Raw genomic sequence first — 18,243 nt, 5'->3', positions numbered from 1 at the left:
AAAATGGGTGTCCTTTTTTCCTTCGCTTCGTTTTTCCTTCTGGAAAGCAGGTTTGGAAATGCTTTTTGATTGCCAGCGAGGTCTTTAGAAAATTATTTTAATTCAATGGGTTATGGTGTAGTAGTATTTCAAATATCACGACAGGTGTCGTTTTTTCCAGGTGTTTATTGATTGCAGAAAGGCTTGAAACTATGATGGTTATTGAGTTAAACAGGTAAATAGATCAGTTTGATGGAAACTGTATATACGACATCTGGAAAAGCGACAGGTGTCGTAGAAGAAACTATTAGATTAATTGGAGAGATTTGTGGCAGATCCACAAAGTTTAGTTAAAGGTAATTGCTACTTTATGGTTGGGTATGTCGATACAGATTTGCTTATACCAACAATAGATACGATTATTTTCATAGATTTTGTGGAAGGCGATAGAGAATATTGGTTGTTCCAAGATGCTGATGCTTTTGCTGGTGGGGATGCGAATTCAGATCTTTACGCAATATATGAGAATCAACTTTATAGCATCCTAGACATCGAAGATCTTCGAATCAAACTAAAAGGACTTGCTCATCTCCATCCTATTAAGGGAAATTCAACGAACCGAGAAATTAAACTAACAGATAAAAACCGAAAAATAATTTCGGCTCAAATTAAGAGATTGTATAAAGAAAGAAATCCAGACGATTCCATTACAGTCACAACCAACTATAGAGATAAAGGTGTCTCAATTAATTATGAAGATGGGAGTGTTGTGATTGCTATGTTTGTTAGTTGCAAGGAAGAGCCCGAAGAGGAACACGAGATCAGGGAGATTTTTAAACAGTTGGGTTTGGCCCCTAAAACTGATTATTTGTCACAAAAAGATAGAGTTAGGATTCTTTCATATTCTGTCCATAAAAGCCCTGAGGAAGTATCGAATATAATAGGTGATATCTTTTTGAGGGCCTATAAAATACGAGATAATGAGAAGCTAAATACTCATTATCGGTTGTAGAAATGTGTTATTAATCTAACAATTTTCTGCACGTGGACCCAGTTACACGCAAAGGAAGCATCATGCTTAAGAAAGTAATAATTGGTTGTATTCTGGCATTGCCATTGATCGCAATGGCAGAAGAAAAGGAACAGGAATTTGAAATTTCCTGCCAGGGTGGGCCTGAGGGAATGGTTACAGAAGTGCCGGGTATAGTTAGCGCTCTCGCAAGCGTTAAATGTACAGTCTATGGTCAAATTATAACTGGAGCTGAGGGTGTACTTTGGAACTATCCTGGTGGTTTTGCGCCAGTAATAATTCCGGCGCAAATGGTTCGTAGCCAACCCGAAAAGGTTAAAAACGAATATTACTTTACTTCTATAACCGCAAAGAATCTTAGTAAAAATGAGGCTATTGAAGTGTATAAGGGGTTTGGTCAAGGTTTTGATCAAATGCCAAAAGATGCACCGGAAACAACCGAGATAGTTGCTACCAATCAAAAGGGTGTGGTCCAAAAAGTTTATCTTTTCCAGCTAGGACCACAAACGATATGGGGCTATACATGTCAACCAGCATGTAAGCCAGAAATGTCATTTATGGTAATGAAGTTTGAGCGGCCAAAATCATAGGCGTATAACAAGTGCATGTTATTCGCCCCTGTGGGGCTGGGACCTCCGTTCCGCTGCGCTTCACTGCGGCCCCAAATGCAAGCGTTAGAGTTCAGTCATGAATAAAGCAACAATTTTAGTTTTTATCTCATTCTTGATCGGGTGCGCACCTATCCCTCATGCCGCTAAGATTGAGCCGGAAATAAGCGGTCAAATTCTTTTTAATGGTTTTCCGGCAAATGGCGCAGAAGTTACTCAATGCATTTCGCATAATGGAAATAAATGCACCAAACACAGGTCAGTTTTAACCGACAACAATGGTCGTTTTAAATTGAAAGCTAGAAGAGAGTTTCGATGGTACGTAACGCTTCTAGGAGACGAAATGTTTGCATACGGTTTTAGTGTCGTATACAACGGTGTGTCTTATCAGGGTTGTAGTGGTTCAGATTTGGGGGTTCTAGAAAATGTGTCCGACGTCAAGTACGAACTTACATCAAAAAATGAGTGCAATCTCAGCCTCGGTTGGTAGCTCTAACAAAGCAATCTACCGGACGTCCACTGCGCTTGCATATTCTGCCCCAACGTGATCACCCATTCTGGTTTTATTTGATCACTTTTTCTGGATTTCCAGAATCGATGATCAAATCCCCCGGAATCACTGATCAAGTATTTCCAGAATCTCCCGCCCTTTGTCAGCGAGGAGTGTGACCGGTGGGTGCCAAGAGGTTATCAACGTGTAAAATCAAAGAAGTACTCTCCATCTGGATCATTCTTGGCTGGATTATCGCAGATTTTGGGTATTTTTCAGAGTAGCCTTAGGTTATTTGCTTCTGGGACCGTCGGATAGGATGGGGTTGGTTTGACGCTTACCTATCAGGTGATAGATGCAACGGCTGAAGGATGGTCGTTCTACCCTGAACATAACGTGATAACGTCTTTTACAATTGATAAAAAATGGACCAAAAGTAAAATTATAGACTTTTATAATAATTCGCTTAAAAATTTCGACGGCATAGAGCTTTACACTGTTAAGTCTCTGAGCAATAAAAAACTATCCACTATCATCGAAGAAATTTGTTGTTTGGCAAGCAAACCATAACAACTACCAGCACTGACTCTCAATCATGATTGTGCGTGCTACAGGCGTTATTTTTGATATTGAGAATAATCTATAGTCTGTTTAATAAAGCAGAAAAACAATATAAAAAGATGCACAACAGTCTGATTTTTCAAGGAAAAGTTTGAGCGAGAGCCGTTTTCAATAGAGAACTCTGTTGATGCAAAAATACGATCAGTGAATTAAAGATTCGAAATGCTTTAAGGAAAATCTCAAGCAATCGACAACCGCACATTGACCAGGTGATTTAAATAAATGCGTCTCAAAGCACCCGGATTTTCCGACAACTGCATGGATTTTATAGATAGATTGAGTTCAAGCACATTCGTCATTTTTTAACTCATGACAAGCAAAATACATCAGATATTTGATGTATTGAGGAACTTTTTTCACTTTCTTCTGTCTACAAGCTGACATAGATATTTTTACAGTCAGTATTTCAATTTTATTGTTATGGCCATTGTAAAGGGTCGCAAAATGAGCGAAATCAAATATTTGAGTTTTAGTGACATTAACCCGGATGATTTCCTGGTAATCGTAAATGAGGATTCATTGCGAACCCATTTGATCGAACATGCCTATTTTGATTCATCCAGCATCAGAGAATGGGTGGAAGACAAGATCAAAGTTGATGCTCTACCAGGTTGTCGGATCAGAGCGGTTTACATTGATGGTTCGCTGGCGGGCTGGTGCGGCATTCAACCTGATGACTCAGGATTCGAACTGGCTATTGTCATCTCTAAAAACTTCTGGGGCTACGGCATTAACATATTTAAATCCCTAATGATCTGGGCTGCCGAGCTGGGTCATGAAGAAGTATTGTTCCACCTGCTGGAAAGCAGACGAGAGTATTCCGCACTGAAAAAAATGGCTGATAAAGTTCAGAAAACTGAACTCCTTGGCCGTGTTTTTACCACGTATTTTATTTCAGTTCGTCGTCAATATTAGCGCCATTAAAAAAGCTAAGAGCTCAAATAATATGCCCTTCACACGTCGATGGCTTCGACGTTTCTTATCAGAAAAGTTCACCCTGGCTTCAATTTCATCAACTTCGGTTGCCTGCCGAAGCACCCGAAGCACTCAGATATTCTGCTCCAATGCCTGACCACATCCAACACACCATTTTGCCTTGGGTGTTCGAAACAACTTGCCACATCGTTTACATTTCGGTCCATAATTGCTGCGTCGCAAATAGGGCATAACGTCATAACCCATATTTTTATAGCCGGTTAATGCTTCAAACTTCGCGACCGCTGCCGGACAACAATTCGCGCTCGCAGTGGGAATATCGCAGTTATGTTTAGCACGATACTCTTTGATTTTTTTTATGGTATCCGTGAGAAAAGGGCTTAGCTGATCCCATTTATTTTCATCCAGCATAGGAAGTTCTTTCCCCACTCTCCAACAATATTCTATCTTCATGTTAAACAGCTCTATGCAAAAAAAAATAAATCACATGCGATCAACATCGCATTTCAAAGAAATCTTTCGACCAAATGAACCAAACTTAATCATTTTTCATATTGAATCTGATAACTGTTACTCACAAGTTAAAACTCTACCTTCGAGTATTCTGCCAAATTCTGTGTTGGGAGTCAGAACCTCACCTGACCTAACCAAAAGCAATATGGATCTTTGTCATAGGACAAGTGCGAAACAATTCACCTTTTCACTAAGTTTCTGAGGATAATTAATCAGATCAACAAATTTACTGTATTCTCATACTTACTATATTGAACTTTATAAATAATAAAAAAATAAAAAAGAAAAATGACGTATCAAGTAAAAAAACGAATTCTAATACTAATTGATGACAGCAACACCCCAACATTTCAAAGTATTGACTATATTTTTATAACTGCGTCACAGAACTTTCAAAAAATTTATAACCGGAAATTTACTTTATATGAAAATTTAGAGAGTTTAAAACAAATCGACCCTCACAATTTTTGACTTTGTTAGATTTACCTGTTTAATATTATTTCGCGATGTCACATGGATTTAACGGAAAATTAACGTCAAAATAGTTTTATTATCATGGCATCAAGATAGAAAAAAGTATGCGGCAGTTTCCGATTGATCACTTATGTATATGGATATATTAAGAAAAGTGTATCTTTCAATGTAACTTTATGTCTTGAATATCATTATGGAATTACACGTTAATGAAGTTATCAAACAAACAAACAAAACATAGTGAACATGAAAATGATTCACAACAAAAACAAAGTGCAACAATGACAAAATCGTCCCCAGTCAATGTATGGAACGAATGGGATCCTCTTGAAGAAGTCATTGTCGGAACAGCACTTGGCGCTTCGACCAGGATGCTTGACCATTTTTGGGACTATGCCTCGCATGTACCTGGCAACAAACAGTTATATCGGCGTTTTTATCATGCACAACCAGCACCTGTAGAGCTGGTTTCCAAAGCTGAAGATGAAATCGATGGATTTATCAAAATACTGGAGCGCGAAGGCGTCACCGTACGTCGACCATCACCTGCAGACTCACTTGCGGCTTTTGCAACTCCTTACTGGTCTGAAAAATCCGGCTATAATGTGATGAATCCACGAGACCTGCTACTCGTTATCGGAGATCAGATCATTGAAGCCCCCAGCGCCTGGCGACATAGATATTTTGAGACCTTCGCCTATCGACCATTGATTCAAGAGTATTATCAGAACGGTGCTCGCTGGTCCGCAGCGCCTCGGCCCATGCTTCGTGATGAACTGTACGACCCCAACGGCATACGCTCAGAACCCGACTCTCACCCAAGAACCTACCTGACCCGCGAAGACGAGCCGGTTTTTGATGCAGCAAGCTTTATTCGTTGCGGAAGAGATATCATTGCCCAACGAGACCAATGTACCAATCTCGCCGGAATTGAATGGCTACAACGCCATCTGGGTACAGATTTTAAAATTCATATTATCGAAAACAAACACAATAACCCCATCCATATTGATAACACTTTTGTTCCTTTAGCACCTGGGCGTGCATTAGTTCATCCACTTTGGTTGCAGAACATCCCTGAAGCACTATCAGATTGGGAATTGTTAGTCCCTGAAATTCCGGCAATTGATCCGAAACCCAACATGTTGGGTCTGATGCCCAGTGTTTCACCCTGGATATCACTCAATGTATTATCTCTTGATGAAAAACACGTCTGTGTTGAAGCATCCGCAACAGAACTGATTCGTCAACTCAAAGGGTGGGGTTTTACGCCTATTCCTATTCCTTATACTGCCCCAACTTATTTCGGTGGCAGTTTTCATTGTACCACTCTGGATATTCGTCGCCGTGGGAGTCTGAAATCTTATTGCTGATTTTTTCTCTGCTCAACAGAAACTGCGGGAAAAACAGAGTAAATATTGGTTAAACATAAAAGCTTGGAACTTAAAATATGATTCTATTTATAGGTTTAAGACATTTACATTTCCAGCTTATGAGCTTATCACTTTTCTCATTAACGACAATAAATTCGATAGTCATTAAAGAGAAAATTAAAAAATATTTTCTATTAAGCATCAGTGACGAATAACGTAATTTTCAGCGTTTATCATCACTGTAGTCATCAACAAAAACCAACAAACGGGAGGCATCATCATGTCCTATATTTACACTCAATAATCAAAACAATCGTCGGGCTGTCTTGTATTAAACAATATCAATTCCAGCCCGACTCACCTTATTAATTTGATAACCAAGTAGATCGTCCTGATTTATTTGGGTATCACTCGGGAAATCTGTTGATGTTTTTGTAAAACATGTTGATTTTTCGAATCTTGCATTGGTTTAGCTGATACTGATGCATTCCCGAATCATGCGATATAACCCGACATAAATGCTATCCGGGTTAATAATTACCAGTGTCTGTAAATAAAATTTCCATGATGCTGTTTCTATCAGTTTCACAGTACTGAATACTCAGTGTTGACCAACATATAAAAATGAGGTTTCAAACATGTCCTTAGAAGTCATCGGCGCAGGCTTAGGAAGAACCGGAACACTCTCACTGAAATTTGCCCTGGAACACTTAGGCATTGGTTCCTGTTACCACATGGTCGAATTATATGCTAATGGACGAAGAAATCTTCCATTATGGCTTGAAGCAATCAATGGAGAACCGCAATGGAATGAAATTTTCAATGGCTATCAGGCAACCACCGATTATCCGGCCTGTCGTTTTTATAAAACATTAATGAACCACTACAACAAGGCAAAAGTCATTCTGACGATCCGAGACGCTGACAGTTGGTTTGATTCGGTCAGTGAGACTATTTTTGCGTCTCGTCGGGACAGCAACATATTTGGAGAATCCGGAAAAGCATTTTCTGACTTTATCAGACAACCATTTGGCGACAAAATAGATGATCGCGCCTTTATGACAGATTACTTCAACACCTGGAATCAAACGGTTATAGATACCGTTGCCCCGGAGCGCTTACTCGTTCTTTCTCCCGGCGATGGCTGGGAGCCACTATGCCGGTTTCTTAACAAACCAGTGCCGGACGTCCCCTACCCAAGCGTTCATGCCAGAGCACAGCGTAAAGAAAACGAAGATATACGCCCGGCAGTAGATGAGGTAGAGCTGGAACAACGAATGAAAAACCACTTAGCGCGATTACGCTCAGGTTTGGCGGCTCAATCGGGAGAAAGCAAAAAATGAAAAAGTATGAAAATCGTTTTTTTAACTCGACCGCATGGGAAGAGTTTAAATTTCGCAACGATGACATCATAGTAGCCAGCTACGCAAAAGCCGGTACCACGTTAGTTCAGCAAATTCTGGCACAACTGATTTTTGAAGGTAAAGAGGATATCAATCTCTCGGCATTGTCACCCTGGCTGGACTCAGTGTATCCGGAAGCGAGCATAAAACTTGAAGCACTTGAGGCCCAAAACCACCGTCGATTTATTAAAACCCACCTGCCCTGCGATTACTTACCGTATAACCATAATGCAAAGTACCTCTATATCACTCGCGACGGCCGTGATATTGCCTGGAGCCTGTATCGTCATCAATGTGCCATCAGCGAACATGCTCAACAAGCGATAGACTCGCAGTCAACGCCAGCTAAAAAACTTCGCGTCATTGAAGCGCCAACCGCTTCAGTCGTCGACTATTTCAGCGAATGGCTCGAAAAAGACGGGTATCCATTCTGGCCATTTTGGGAAAATATTCATTCCTGGTGGCAACAAAGAAACCGAACCAATCTGATGCTGCTTCACTTTGATGAGCTCACCCGTGACCTATCAGGGCAGATACAAAAAATAGCTGATTTTTTGGAATTCCCACTGTCTACAGCACACCACCAGCTAGTTTTGGAACATTGCCAGTTTGATTACATGAAAAATCACGCACATAGATACGTACCAGAAACCGTAAGCATCTGGAAGGATGGCGGGCGCGCCTTTTTTCACCGCGGAGAAAGCGGGGGCTGGAAAGAGACTCTTCCTCCAGAATTAAGTGAAAAGTACCAAGCCATGGCCCGTATCAAATTAGGAGAAGAATGCTCCAGGTGGCTGTTAACGGGGGTAATCGAGTAACCCTGCGTTCAGCGCTCGCACATTATTTTGCGTAGCGCTGAGGCACCTTCGACGATCCGGCCGGATAGTTTTTGAAAGGACAAACCGTTTAAAAGGAAGAAGAGACAAATTGCCTCTAATACTATTCAATTAGCATAGAGCCGTAGGTCTTATCGAAACAACACTATCCGACAACCAGAGTTAATATGACACGCAGATACAGTCACCCAAAAATCCAGAAAACTGAATTCCCTGGTTAAGTTTTTCATCACATGTTTATTCCGGTTCGTCGTTAACAATGACGTCATTCCCGATTATAAAAACCCTCAGGGATCAAATAGCATGTTGGAGCCACTCACGGCAAAACTACTGCAATAGCACAAGAATGTTTTTCCGAAAGCGGCGCGTTTTTTTACTACTCAACCGGCAAATAAATATCAGTGATTGCTTCACTCTCCGGCACATCCGGAAAGAAATGTACCCGCTCCAAAAAAACAGGAAAGTCCCGAACATCAGACAACCATTTGGAATAGAGAAAGTTTATCGCCACACCGATTGCATCATCACTACCCACATATCTGATACGTGCACACTTACCAGCCGGAATGATTTTATTAACAATGCCATGATCATTTGGGCCGACTTCATGATTAACAGAGCAACAGATATCGAACCTGTAATCTTTCGCAGCGATCACATTCGGATCATCATAGACTAAATTGAAGGTCCTGCTTTTCTTGGGAGGTAGATGATTTAGTTTTCGCCACTCAATAAATTTTTGGAGGGTGCCTGCCAATCGATCCGGCGCACCCCGATGCTCCATCACCGCAATTAATGTTTCAGGAAAATCAACCACTTCCATGTTAAACACAGGATTCTCGCTCATAATCTTATTCCTCAGCTGCAAAACAGGTTCATACTTTGAGTGCCAAGGAGTCCAGTCTGGTGTTTTCCGAAATTCAAACGGGCTTTTATCAAAGTAATTTTTAAAAGCCCGGGAAAAAGCTTCATGGCTTTCATAGCCATTGGCCAACGCAATATCGACTATTTTGTTATCGTCCCGATAGGCCCTCTTTTGAGCCGCAGTAGCCGTACAAGCGATATCACCGACACGCCAAAGAACACTGAACATTGCCTGTGAAAATGATACTTCGATAAACCTGCACGCTGACAAAGCCGGTCAACATCAAGATCGGTGTCCAGGTTTGCCTCTATATAATTGACGAGATCTACAAATCGAGTCAGATAGTTTGACATCCAAGGGACCTCTGAAAAACAGGAATAGTTTTGATGCAGGCGAGGAAGCACCACTCGCAACACCGCAGTTTACTGACCTAAATGAGGATGTGAGACTGGAGCTGACAAGGTCCTGCGCGAAAATAGTCCATTTTTGAGACGGTTCCTTAACTCATCCTCTCCTTAGCAAGGTCATACTAAAACCTGCTGAGGGTCCGATCTTGATCAAAGTTGCTCAATACTGACAGCGAGCAATGCTTTTTTCATATAAATGTCTGTGCATCGGGCACTCAATGCAAAACAAAATGAAGCGATGACAGTGCTAAAAATATCTATTAAGGAACCGCTGAAAAGCTTTCCGCCAATGTGTCGCAAAAAAAAAGAATATCCTGAAATTTTCTGTCTGAAACCTGGCCATCTGCTTCTGTTTGTTTGGATGCTACACACTTTTTCAGGCATTTGATCGTTGCCAGAGATGGTAAAGACCTGCTATGTCAGATGAACATAAAAGCGGCATTGCTTCTTTAATGTGTTCCAGTGGCCAATCCCACCATGCCATTTCCAGTAACATCGAAATTTCTTGTTCAGAAAACCGTTTTTTTATTGGCTTGGCCGGGTTTCCACCGACTATTGTGTAAGGCTCTACGTCTTTGGTGACTAATGCCCGGCTACCAATGACTGCGCCATGGCCAATCCTGATGCCGGCCATAATCATTGCCTCTGAACCAATCCAGACATCACTCCCTATCACGGTATCACCAGCACTCCGGAATGCATCAACTGATTCTGAAAATGCAGGCTCCTCCGTCATGTAGAAGAAAGGGTACGATGTTACCCAATCGTATCGGTGCCCTTGATTGCCAGCCATAATAAAAGCTGCTCCAGAACCAATGGAACAAAAGCTGCCAATAATTAACTTATCAACATCATCCCCATCTGCCCGAAGGTAGCGGGCGCAATCATCAAATGAGTGACCATGATAGTAGCCTGAGTAGTAGCTGTAACGCCCAACTTTGATGTTTGGGTTCTTGACCTGCTCTGCCAGGGACTTTCCCTTAAAAGGACTTTCAAAATAATTTTTCATAAGGTGTGATAGCGATTTTTTTATAGGCTTTCTTTGACCGGTAAAATGACGATCTCCAGGCTCTCTATCAGATCAGAAATAACCGTACCTTCACCATTGACCGATTCAAAGATCACTTGATGTTTATCTCCACAACCAATAGAAAACCCGCTTATCAGATTGGCAGGTATTCTGCTGTTAAGCGATAAGGATTTAAACTTTCCAATATGAAATTTACCACCAGCACAACTGGCAAATTCCTGCTTCAGACGCTGCGCCCAACCACTGGTATCAAAGTGATATTTAACAAGAAAGACTGTCGGAAAAACCTGATCATCCTCAACCGTAACCGTGGTATGGGCTTCACACTCCTCGCCGATCCGATAGTTCAACCCAGATGATGTTAGTCTCTCCAGAGAATCTTCCAAAGAATTCACTGCTTTGAATGCGACACCACTAAAACCACGGTAATTTGTCCCTTTCACTCCAAATCGAATTCTGAAATTGATGAACTCGATGTTGATATCACCAAAATTGATACCAATACTGGTGTACTCATCTTTTTCCGTCAGCGGCCACGCAAAAGGCAACCCAAGCTGCTCAGAGACTTGCGTGCCGGTTTTCAAAGGATCATCGACCTCTATCATAAGATGGTCTATTTCAAACATACTGTGCCTACCTTATATTTTTTTGGCGAAGTGGATACCTGTGAGGCAGGAAACAAGTTAAGCACTCCCGTTTTTATCCTTTTTAAACGTAGTTATGCCAGCAATCGCTATCAATAGCAAAAAGATGAGTACAGAGAAAATATTTAGACCGACTGCTTCACTTTGTGTTGCCGGTGCCCAGTTTTTTATAAATCCCCGACTAAACAACTCCCCGGAGGCACCGAATATTATATAGATAGCCGGAAATGAAATTACATTGATAAATATTATTCTATTATTAAATAGTCTAACGAGCTGAGTGATAGAATATGTTAGCAATGTGGCTGATAGCACCATTCTAAAGGGCATAAGATCAGGGCGACCTTCAATACTATTTAAAAAAGCCACATACCCGATATACAAGCCAAACATGACTCCCATAGAGGCTTGCAGTGCGTGTAGCAGTTTTGTTGATTTTGGTTTAGTCATATCACTTATTATTTGCTTTCCAGGTCCGACTACACAACCCATATTCATAAGATTACTGTTGTCTATTGGTGATATACAACCCGGCAGCAATAATAATGGCTCCCAGAATGGCTCGCGGTTCAATCGGTGTACCCAGCAGTATTGCTGACAGGAGCAATCCCGAAACAGGATTCAGCAGGTGATAGGAAGCAGCGGTTGAGGCGCCATTGCGGCGAATCAAAATCAGCCAGAGCCCCATACCGCCAATGGTGACCGCGAGTGCCAGATAAAAGATGGCCGCTGCACTTATGAGCGTTGGTAATATCAGGGCGTGAGGTAAAAATGGCAGTATCAGCAGCAATACCGGAACCGCTGTAAGCGATTGCCAGAAGTTCAGGTGCAGCATTGAAAGCGACGTCGCGCTTTTATGAAATGACACTGTTCCATAAGCAAACGCTGCTGTTCCTGATACGGCAAACAGAATACCCGGAAGGCTCACGCCTGAAGCATCGGCTCTGGTGACGACAATTACACCGCAAAGCGCAATGAGTGTTCCCAGGATTTTTTTCATGCTGATGGTTTCCGTGCCATTTAACGAGGCAAAGACCATTGCCATAAACGGAGCGCAACTCACAATAATCACAACTAACGAGGCGGATATATAATTCATCGCCGTGAACGTCAGTCCTAAATACAGCACATTATTCAACAGGCCCAGCATGATTCCGGTTCGAACGGTTTTCCAATGCCAAAGAGAAACAGGATGAAAAATACAGACGGGCAGCAAAACAATACTACTGATCAAAAACCGGAATAACAGCGTTCCGACGGCTCCGATTTCTGTCACCGGAATCTTGCCGACGATAAATGCAGAACTCCAGATGAGACTGAAAAAAACAATAAGTGCCATAGCCAATAAATTGCTGATGTGAAGACAATAGAATTGCAGATTGTCACAATTGGTCACATTTGCAAAATTATTAATCTGGCAAGTATAGATGTCGGGCTAATAGCGTGATGCAGGAATACACCGAGATATCGGACCACACCATTGACCTTAGCCAATGAGAGCCCCGATAAATCAAGCAGTCCGACGATTCGGTGTTTCGCGTAACACCGCCAGATTTTTGGGGCGATAATTAAAGAGATCAGGACGATCTGGCCACACTCGAAGGGAGTCAGGTGATTGCCCGGATCATCGTCCAGGCCGATGAAGAGCACAGCACCCAGGTGGCGAGATTTATTTCAGAAGTGATTGGGTTGGCCGAACGGCAACTGAATCGGGTGTATGGGGAAGTTGAGGCGGTCAGGCTCTGGCGCTAGCGGGATGGGCCGTTGGACAGAACAGCCCCGGTTTTACCGGGGCCGACCTATTATTGGAGTGGGTGTCCCATTAACTCGCGGCGTAAACGCGCCTATCCACCTCAGGCCACGGTGCCGTGGCTGCAACTGAAGGGCCACTGGCTGCCGCAGGCGGGGTTTACGGTGGATACGCCGGTGACGGTCATGGATGGGGAGCTGGTGATCAGGGTGGTGCCAGAGGGATGAGATATCAGACATAAAAGAGCCTATTGTAAGGCTCTTTTGAATGACTTGGGGGCAAAAAATAAATGCGTCCCCTTTATCTTTCATCTCCTCTATAGAAGATCTGACACTGGTCCTGCGGAGTATGGTTACTTAACGCTATTTTTCCAATAGACCAAAATGCTGTCCAATTCCACTTTGCTTTCGATGTGTAGATGGTTGAATTCAGTACCGATAGGTATGTACTCAGCGTTTACTAAAAGACGAATATTGTTTCCACCACCCCAAGACAGACCATCTGTAAAAACGAGAGTAGTTACCGCATCATGATGGGTGTTCTCTAAGCTAATCTTAATGCTACCAGAAGATATTTTTGTCAAAATATCCCTAGTCAAATACGCTAAGTCCTCGTCTTTTCCTTGATACCAGCTTGATACGTCAAGCTCTATATGTGCACCTTCGGTGATTGCCGAAATAGGCTTATCCAAATAAAGATCCATTTCATGATTCACATTAATCGGACTCGGCGTTAATAAAGTTATTTTGGACAAAAACAGTATTCTTAAGAACTCAGGAATTAAAGACATAGCTATGGCCCATACCAGAATATATCTTTAATAACTCCCCATACGGTATATGGATGATGGCTCTGGTCATATAAATCGCTTGCTTCTTCCAGCACTTCGTTTGACCATTCCTGACAATCCGCTGCCTGAGGACCAATGCCGTACTGAGGAATATTCTTTTGACTTATTACGTATTCTACATATTGGTCATGATCATTATCATTCCAAATAATGTTACAAGAAGCCCTATTTGGATCTTCATCGTTAATATTAACGTTCCCTTCACTCCATAGAAAATTTCCGCCAGCTTGGAAACTATAAGTAGTACTGTTCACCACCAGATAGTCATGCCTAAGAGGATTAAGTATACTTGTGTCTCCTTTATTCGGGCTGCCCAGATATCTATAACATCGTTTCACGACCAACCCACTGGGGTCCGAAAACTTTAAAGGTTGTCCTTTTACATAAGCAAAAGTATTAACTCCAGCGGCCAACCCAATCGGATCACTCTGCATATACCGCCCGGTCCTTGGATCATAATACCGATGCCAGTTGTAATAAAGACTGTCGAGGAAAGGTCACTCAGGCATCTGAAAATATAATTCCTTATTGACCATTGTCTGATCTCGAAGTTCTGAAGATACTATTTGCAAAAAGTACACTCCTTCTTCCCTATATTGAGAAGCGAAGTATAAAACCGTATTTTCTGGGACAGTCACTCTAGTTCCGACACTATCTTCTACTTCAAACTCATGATCCGTTTTAATGTAAAAGCCTTGCGTTCTAGATAACAAATCTACATCAGGGTTCATTGAGAACAGTATAGCCAATGTAACAACTGCGCCAGCAAAAAACGCAACAACAGAAAACAATATGGTTTTCATTCTGACTCCTGATAGTGTTTCACGGAATCAACCAAAAATGGACTCATCCATAGGTTCATATCTAAGGTAAAGACATCGTGTGATACCAGGGTAATCCAGCATTTAGAGCTTCCACAACAAGGCTTGAGCAGTTATTACCAATAAACCGATACTGATCATCCATAACGTACCACCCATTGTGATTAGGGTGTGGAGAGCTTGAATTGATTAATTTCTGATAAAACTGTTCAATCCGCTCTTGTTCTTGTTCTGTAACATTCAGCACATATCCATTTGTATTACATGTTTTACAGTGATCAGAAGTTTCATAATATGAACTCGCATTTTGAACTGTTAGTACATTAGGACCAACCATACCAAAAGAGCTTAACTCCTGACCTGGCACCCTATATCTTCCATTTGAATATACTGTGCCATCAATTCTTAATGCTGCATGCTCATACCAATGACTACCACCTACTAAAACTTCGACCTCAAGCCCCTTTGGATCGCTATAAGTCAATAGATTCCCGTTAACGTATTAACAAGAGGATGGCTTCCCATTCCTCATTAAGACATATCTACCTTCATTAACAAATCCAACTTGGCCATTAGGCAACCTAATCTTATAAAGCTGGTAGTGCTTAACATCGATACATTGGATGATTTCTACTGTTTGGTCAGCTTTCAAATTGATAATGCTTTCATGAGACAAAGAAGAACTCGCCTGTTCAAGACTAGCATAAACAGGTACAACACCATTGGTCATCAGATAAATTGTTGGCCTATTAAGATAAAGAGACATCAAGAATATAAAAGACACTATGGATAAAATTACAGAAAGTGTTAATAGCATTCTAGAGCGTGTCATCAATTGTCCCACGGCCTTGTCCAAAGTGCATCATCACCAATTGGCCATGGCCAAGGGTTACGTTTTGGCCCCTCATAAAATTGCGACCCCATATAATACGGAGAATCCATTAATCGCTCACCAAAATCAACTGGAAAAAGTGCATCTAGGAATGTATATCCAAGCACTTCAGATAAACATTCCTGGTGAGGGTCTGCACAATTATTATTCATGGCGCTGTATTCATCTCTAGGCCTTGCATAACACGCCACCAGACGATTTTCTTGTTCCGGCGTTAAATTAAGAACTACTCCTGTGCCAGATCTAAATTCTTTTTGCCGGCTTATATAATCAGATGCCTTGGGAAAAAGCGTGTCCCAACCACCGTGACCCCATGAATAATTTGTACTATTAACATTCGATGAAACATGACCAAAAGATGATCCTCCTTTCCCAACTGGCTGCCAAATAATAATTTCTGTATACAAACCAAGTGGATCCACATAACTCAGCGGATTCCCACCGACATAAGCATAGGTATTCAGCCCACCATTCAACCCAATCGGATCACTCTGAACATACCGCCCGGTCCTTGGATCATAATACCGATGCCAGTTGTAATAAAGACCCGTTTCCTTATCTGCATATTGGCCGGGAAATCTCAGTGGCTGCTGCACATATCCAACATATAAAGACGTACCGTCAAACAATCTGTTATCCCCATAAGGAGAAGCGCCTATTTCAAAATTGCGCTTTTCCCAACCTACCGTTGCAGACTGGTTATTGATAAGCTTATAAGGTGCACCTAAATGATCCGGAATAATATAAAAAAGGTCATCGGCTTTGATTGTATAATTTAGAGTAGAGTTGCTATCAACGTTGGTACCTTCGATACCCGCAAGAATAGTATTATCCATAGGCAGATAATATTCGCCTAACTTGACCCAACTACTGTTATTACTGGAAGCAAAAATACTAATGTCATCGCCTGATCTGGCCAATTTAAAGTACGGCCCTGTATCTTCGAATTCATAGTATTCTACATCCCCATTATGGTTACGGATTTCAACAATGGTTTTGGGATCACCTTTCTTTCTGTTGAAGCTCATAATGGGAACGTTCTTTTGATCTTCAGTTTTAATGATATTTGTGCGCATAAGCAGTGAATTTTTACGCTCAAGAAACACACTGATATAAGGACTTCCTTCGTTCTCGCTTTCAGCTGCGCTAAGACCAATGCGTTCTGTACCAATAAAATCGGAACAGCTTTGTAGTTTTGCACTGATTTCACCATCACCATTCATGAGCAAATACTGAAATGAATTGGCTTTGGGAGAATGCAGTTTAATTTCATCACTGCCAGTTACAGCATTCACATAACTCTGTGCATTCTGGTACGAACCGATTCCAGCAACCATGGCTACAGGCATATTGTTCAGATAAATGTATTCCCGGATCTGTTTACCGTTCTGATCAAATTCACTTGTCAAATTACCATTAAGGTCATAGATAAAATAGCTTGACTGGTCATGAAGTTGCTTAAAAGTTCGCTGCTCAAGAAAGTTATATCGATAACGAGCAATAACATTATTTGCATTGTTGTTATCTACAACGGAGCCTAGACGGCTTTAACCGTCATGATTATAGCGCAGCGAAGGAACACCAGGCTCAGTAGATTGTGCCAACCGTAAACTGCCTGAAGAAAGCAAGCTATAATCAATAGTATTACCGTTGGAAAGAATCTGCTTGTCAATGCGATTGCTATTTGACTCAATAACAATACTATCAGCTTTATCCAAGCTGGTGGCTTTATCATAATAACTTTTCTACTCCAGGTTACTATAGGAGTCATAATAATAATCCAGATAATTACTGCCACCGACAAGTGGCTGGCCATCATGAAGGCGCCATGCTACTGAAGAAAGACGACTGCCTGCGCCATAACTGAACACCTTGGAATCCATCAAGTTATCATTCAAATAATGATCTTGCTGCCGGATATTAGCGACAGAATCATATTGATATGCAATTTTTTCTGATTTGCCATTTCCTGAGACTTTTTGATCTATCAGACGGTTCTGCTTATCATAAAATCGAGTCAAATTTTGACCATTGGCATAAAAAATACTCTGGATATTGGTACTAAATGGCATATAAGTAACTTTATCTAATAACGCAGCTTCTTGCCCGGTATCCTTCCGGGTTACGGATATGTAGTAAACTTTTCCATAGTGATAGCCATAGTCAACAGAGTTACCGGAAGGATAGGTAATTTTTTCAACTCACCAAAAGCATTAAAGTCATAATCTGTGGTGAACAAGCGGCCGGCAATTTTTTGAACAATAATATTGGCATTGCCCAACTCATCATAGGTATATTCACTCTTACCACCTGACGTATCAAAGACCGTCGTCAACCGACCTATAGCATGTCGGGAGATATTAGCAGACCCCGCTTTAAAAGTATTTTCATCGTAACGATAAACAATTTTACTATTTTCTACGCTGAGTACTTTAATGAGGGATCGATGACTTTTTAGAGGTGCCCTTGTGATGATTTGCCATTGAAAGGCTTCATTCCAGTTCCCAAATGAGTTCCAGTCTCGCGAATATGGCCAACAACATTATTAAATTGTTGCCTGAGACTTTCAGCATTTTTCTGACTCCATTTTGGCAAACCCATTTCATCAGCATGTCTAGAATATGAATGTTGAAATGCCTTCTTTTGCGCCTTGGTCATATCTCCCCAAGGAACAGTGTGGCCATCTATTTAATTGCCAGGTTAATAATAAGAATAGAAGTA

At 41.4% G+C, this 18,243-nt stretch carries 22 protein-coding genes and 1 pseudogene; 9 read left to right on the top strand and 14 right to left on the bottom strand.

Features of this window, described 5'->3' with window-relative positions:
* Nucleotides 1-307: 307 nt before the first annotated feature.
* The 4 genes from YC6258_RS05785 (at nucleotide 308) to YC6258_RS05765 (ending at nucleotide 3,643) form a co-directional block, all read left to right on the top strand.
* Complete coding sequence (locus YC6258_RS05785; protein ID WP_144407572.1) at nucleotides 308-991, top strand: hypothetical protein; 684 nt, start codon at nucleotides 308-310, stop codon at nucleotides 989-991.
* 62 nt (nucleotides 992-1,053) lie between these two features.
* Nucleotides 1,054-1,599: a hypothetical protein gene (locus YC6258_RS05780; protein WP_044616186.1), complete on the top strand. Its 546-nt coding sequence runs from the start codon at nucleotides 1,054-1,056 to the stop codon at nucleotides 1,597-1,599.
* A gap of 97 nt (nucleotides 1,600-1,696) precedes the next feature.
* Nucleotides 1,697-2,107, top strand: a complete 411-nt coding sequence (locus tag YC6258_RS05775; RefSeq protein ID WP_044616185.1) for a DUF6795 domain-containing protein — start codon at nucleotides 1,697-1,699, stop codon at nucleotides 2,105-2,107.
* A 1,065-nt stretch (nucleotides 2,108-3,172) separates the two neighbouring features.
* Nucleotides 3,173-3,643, top strand: a complete 471-nt coding sequence (locus tag YC6258_RS05765) for a GNAT family N-acetyltransferase (protein ID WP_044616184.1) — start codon at nucleotides 3,173-3,175, stop codon at nucleotides 3,641-3,643.
* A 132-nt stretch (nucleotides 3,644-3,775) separates the two neighbouring features.
* Here the strand turns inward: YC6258_RS05765 and YC6258_RS05760 are convergent, their stop codons facing one another.
* Complete coding sequence (locus tag YC6258_RS05760) at nucleotides 3,776-4,117, bottom strand: hypothetical protein (protein WP_144407571.1); 342 nt, start codon at nucleotides 4,115-4,117, stop codon at nucleotides 3,776-3,778.
* Between the two features lie 743 nt (nucleotides 4,118-4,860).
* Between YC6258_RS05760 and YC6258_RS05755 the strand changes: the two genes are divergently transcribed.
* The 3 genes from YC6258_RS05755 to YC6258_RS05745 all read left to right on the top strand — a co-directional run bounded on the left by YC6258_RS05755 (nucleotide 4,861) and on the right by YC6258_RS05745 (nucleotide 8,245).
* Nucleotides 4,861-6,024 carry a hypothetical protein gene (locus tag YC6258_RS05755; RefSeq protein ID WP_044616182.1) on the top strand — a complete coding sequence of 388 codons (1,164 nt, stop codon included), beginning with the start codon at nucleotides 4,861-4,863 and terminating at the stop codon, nucleotides 6,022-6,024.
* A 638-nt stretch (nucleotides 6,025-6,662) separates the two neighbouring features.
* Nucleotides 6,663-7,367 (top strand): sulfotransferase family protein, encoded by a 705-nt coding sequence (locus tag YC6258_RS05750; protein WP_044616181.1) that lies wholly within the window; start codon nucleotides 6,663-6,665, stop codon nucleotides 7,365-7,367.
* Nucleotides 7,364-8,245, top strand: coding sequence for a sulfotransferase domain-containing protein (locus tag YC6258_RS05745; RefSeq protein WP_211264631.1), 882 nt, complete (start codon nucleotides 7,364-7,366; stop codon nucleotides 8,243-8,245). Before YC6258_RS05750 ends, YC6258_RS05745 begins: the two co-directional genes overlap by 4 nt.
* Nucleotides 8,246-8,639: 394 nt before the next feature.
* On the opposite strand, the gene YC6258_RS05740 is transcribed toward YC6258_RS05745, so the two are convergent.
* From YC6258_RS05740 to YC6258_RS05720, 5 genes are all read right to left on the bottom strand, one after another.
* Nucleotides 8,640-9,356, bottom strand: coding sequence for an AraC family transcriptional regulator (locus YC6258_RS05740; protein WP_211264630.1), 717 nt, complete (start codon nucleotides 9,354-9,356; stop codon nucleotides 8,640-8,642).
* Nucleotides 9,357-9,911: 555 nt separating this feature from the next.
* Nucleotides 9,912-10,544, bottom strand: a complete 633-nt coding sequence (gene catB, locus YC6258_RS05735; protein WP_044616179.1) for a type B chloramphenicol O-acetyltransferase — start codon at nucleotides 10,542-10,544, stop codon at nucleotides 9,912-9,914.
* Nucleotides 10,545-10,564: 20 nt separating this feature from the next.
* Complete coding sequence (locus YC6258_RS05730) at nucleotides 10,565-11,191, bottom strand: hypothetical protein (RefSeq protein ID WP_044616178.1); 627 nt, start codon at nucleotides 11,189-11,191, stop codon at nucleotides 10,565-10,567.
* Nucleotides 11,192-11,248: 57 nt separating this feature from the next.
* Entirely contained in the window at nucleotides 11,249-11,659 is a 411-nt protein-coding gene (locus YC6258_RS05725; RefSeq protein ID WP_044616177.1) for a hypothetical protein, read from the bottom strand.
* Between the two features lie 52 nt (nucleotides 11,660-11,711).
* On the bottom strand, nucleotides 11,712-12,548 hold the full coding sequence (locus YC6258_RS05720; protein ID WP_052830093.1) for a DMT family transporter: 837 nt from the start codon (nucleotides 12,546-12,548) through the stop codon (nucleotides 11,712-11,714).
* Nucleotides 12,549-12,820: 272 nt separating this feature from the next.
* Between YC6258_RS05720 and YC6258_RS30140 the strand changes: the two genes are divergently transcribed.
* The gene (locus YC6258_RS30140) at nucleotides 12,821-12,961 is read left to right on the top strand and encodes a hypothetical protein (protein ID WP_169748932.1); all 141 of its coding nucleotides are present in this window, start codon (nucleotides 12,821-12,823) and stop codon (nucleotides 12,959-12,961) included.
* 111 nt (nucleotides 12,962-13,072) lie between these two features.
* Nucleotides 13,073-13,186 (top strand): SymE family type I addiction module toxin, encoded by a 114-nt coding sequence (locus YC6258_RS31155; protein WP_425402635.1) that lies wholly within the window; start codon nucleotides 13,073-13,075, stop codon nucleotides 13,184-13,186.
* 125 nt (nucleotides 13,187-13,311) lie between these two features.
* On the opposite strand, the gene YC6258_RS05710 is transcribed toward YC6258_RS31155, so the two are convergent.
* From YC6258_RS05710 to YC6258_RS29510, 8 genes and pseudogenes are all read right to left on the bottom strand, one after another.
* Nucleotides 13,312-13,749, bottom strand: a complete 438-nt coding sequence (locus tag YC6258_RS05710) for a hypothetical protein (protein ID WP_044616175.1) — start codon at nucleotides 13,747-13,749, stop codon at nucleotides 13,312-13,314.
* Nucleotides 13,750-13,751: 2 nt separating this feature from the next.
* Nucleotides 13,752-14,282, bottom strand: a pseudogene (locus YC6258_RS05705) (RHS repeat-associated core domain-containing protein); the annotation flags it as partial.
* A 24-nt stretch (nucleotides 14,283-14,306) separates the two neighbouring features.
* The gene (locus tag YC6258_RS05700; protein WP_044616173.1) at nucleotides 14,307-14,612 is read right to left on the bottom strand and encodes a hypothetical protein; all 306 of its coding nucleotides are present in this window, start codon (nucleotides 14,610-14,612) and stop codon (nucleotides 14,307-14,309) included.
* 61 nt (nucleotides 14,613-14,673) lie between these two features.
* Complete coding sequence (locus tag YC6258_RS05695) at nucleotides 14,674-15,114, bottom strand: hypothetical protein (RefSeq protein ID WP_144407570.1); 441 nt, start codon at nucleotides 15,112-15,114, stop codon at nucleotides 14,674-14,676.
* Nucleotides 15,115-15,461: 347 nt separating this feature from the next.
* Nucleotides 15,462-16,931: an RHS repeat-associated core domain-containing protein gene (locus tag YC6258_RS31150; protein ID WP_052830092.1), complete on the bottom strand. Its 1,470-nt coding sequence runs from the start codon at nucleotides 16,929-16,931 to the stop codon at nucleotides 15,462-15,464.
* Nucleotides 16,932-17,267: 336 nt separating this feature from the next.
* Nucleotides 17,268-17,594 (bottom strand): hypothetical protein, encoded by a 327-nt coding sequence (locus YC6258_RS05680; protein ID WP_044616170.1) that lies wholly within the window; start codon nucleotides 17,592-17,594, stop codon nucleotides 17,268-17,270.
* Between the two features lie 50 nt (nucleotides 17,595-17,644).
* Nucleotides 17,645-17,857: a hypothetical protein gene (locus tag YC6258_RS30135; protein WP_044616169.1), complete on the bottom strand. Its 213-nt coding sequence runs from the start codon at nucleotides 17,855-17,857 to the stop codon at nucleotides 17,645-17,647.
* A gap of 119 nt (nucleotides 17,858-17,976) precedes the next feature.
* Entirely contained in the window at nucleotides 17,977-18,180 is a 204-nt protein-coding gene (locus YC6258_RS29510) for a hypothetical protein (protein ID WP_144407569.1), read from the bottom strand.
* Between the last annotated feature and the right edge of the window lie 63 nt (nucleotides 18,181-18,243).

The sequence above is a fragment of the Gynuella sunshinyii YC6258 genome (assembly GCF_000940805.1).
Lineage (GTDB): Bacteria > Pseudomonadota > Gammaproteobacteria > Pseudomonadales > Natronospirillaceae > Gynuella > Gynuella sunshinyii.
Note: the sequence above shows the minus strand (reverse complement) of the source record. Positions and strands in the feature narration are given on the sequence as shown.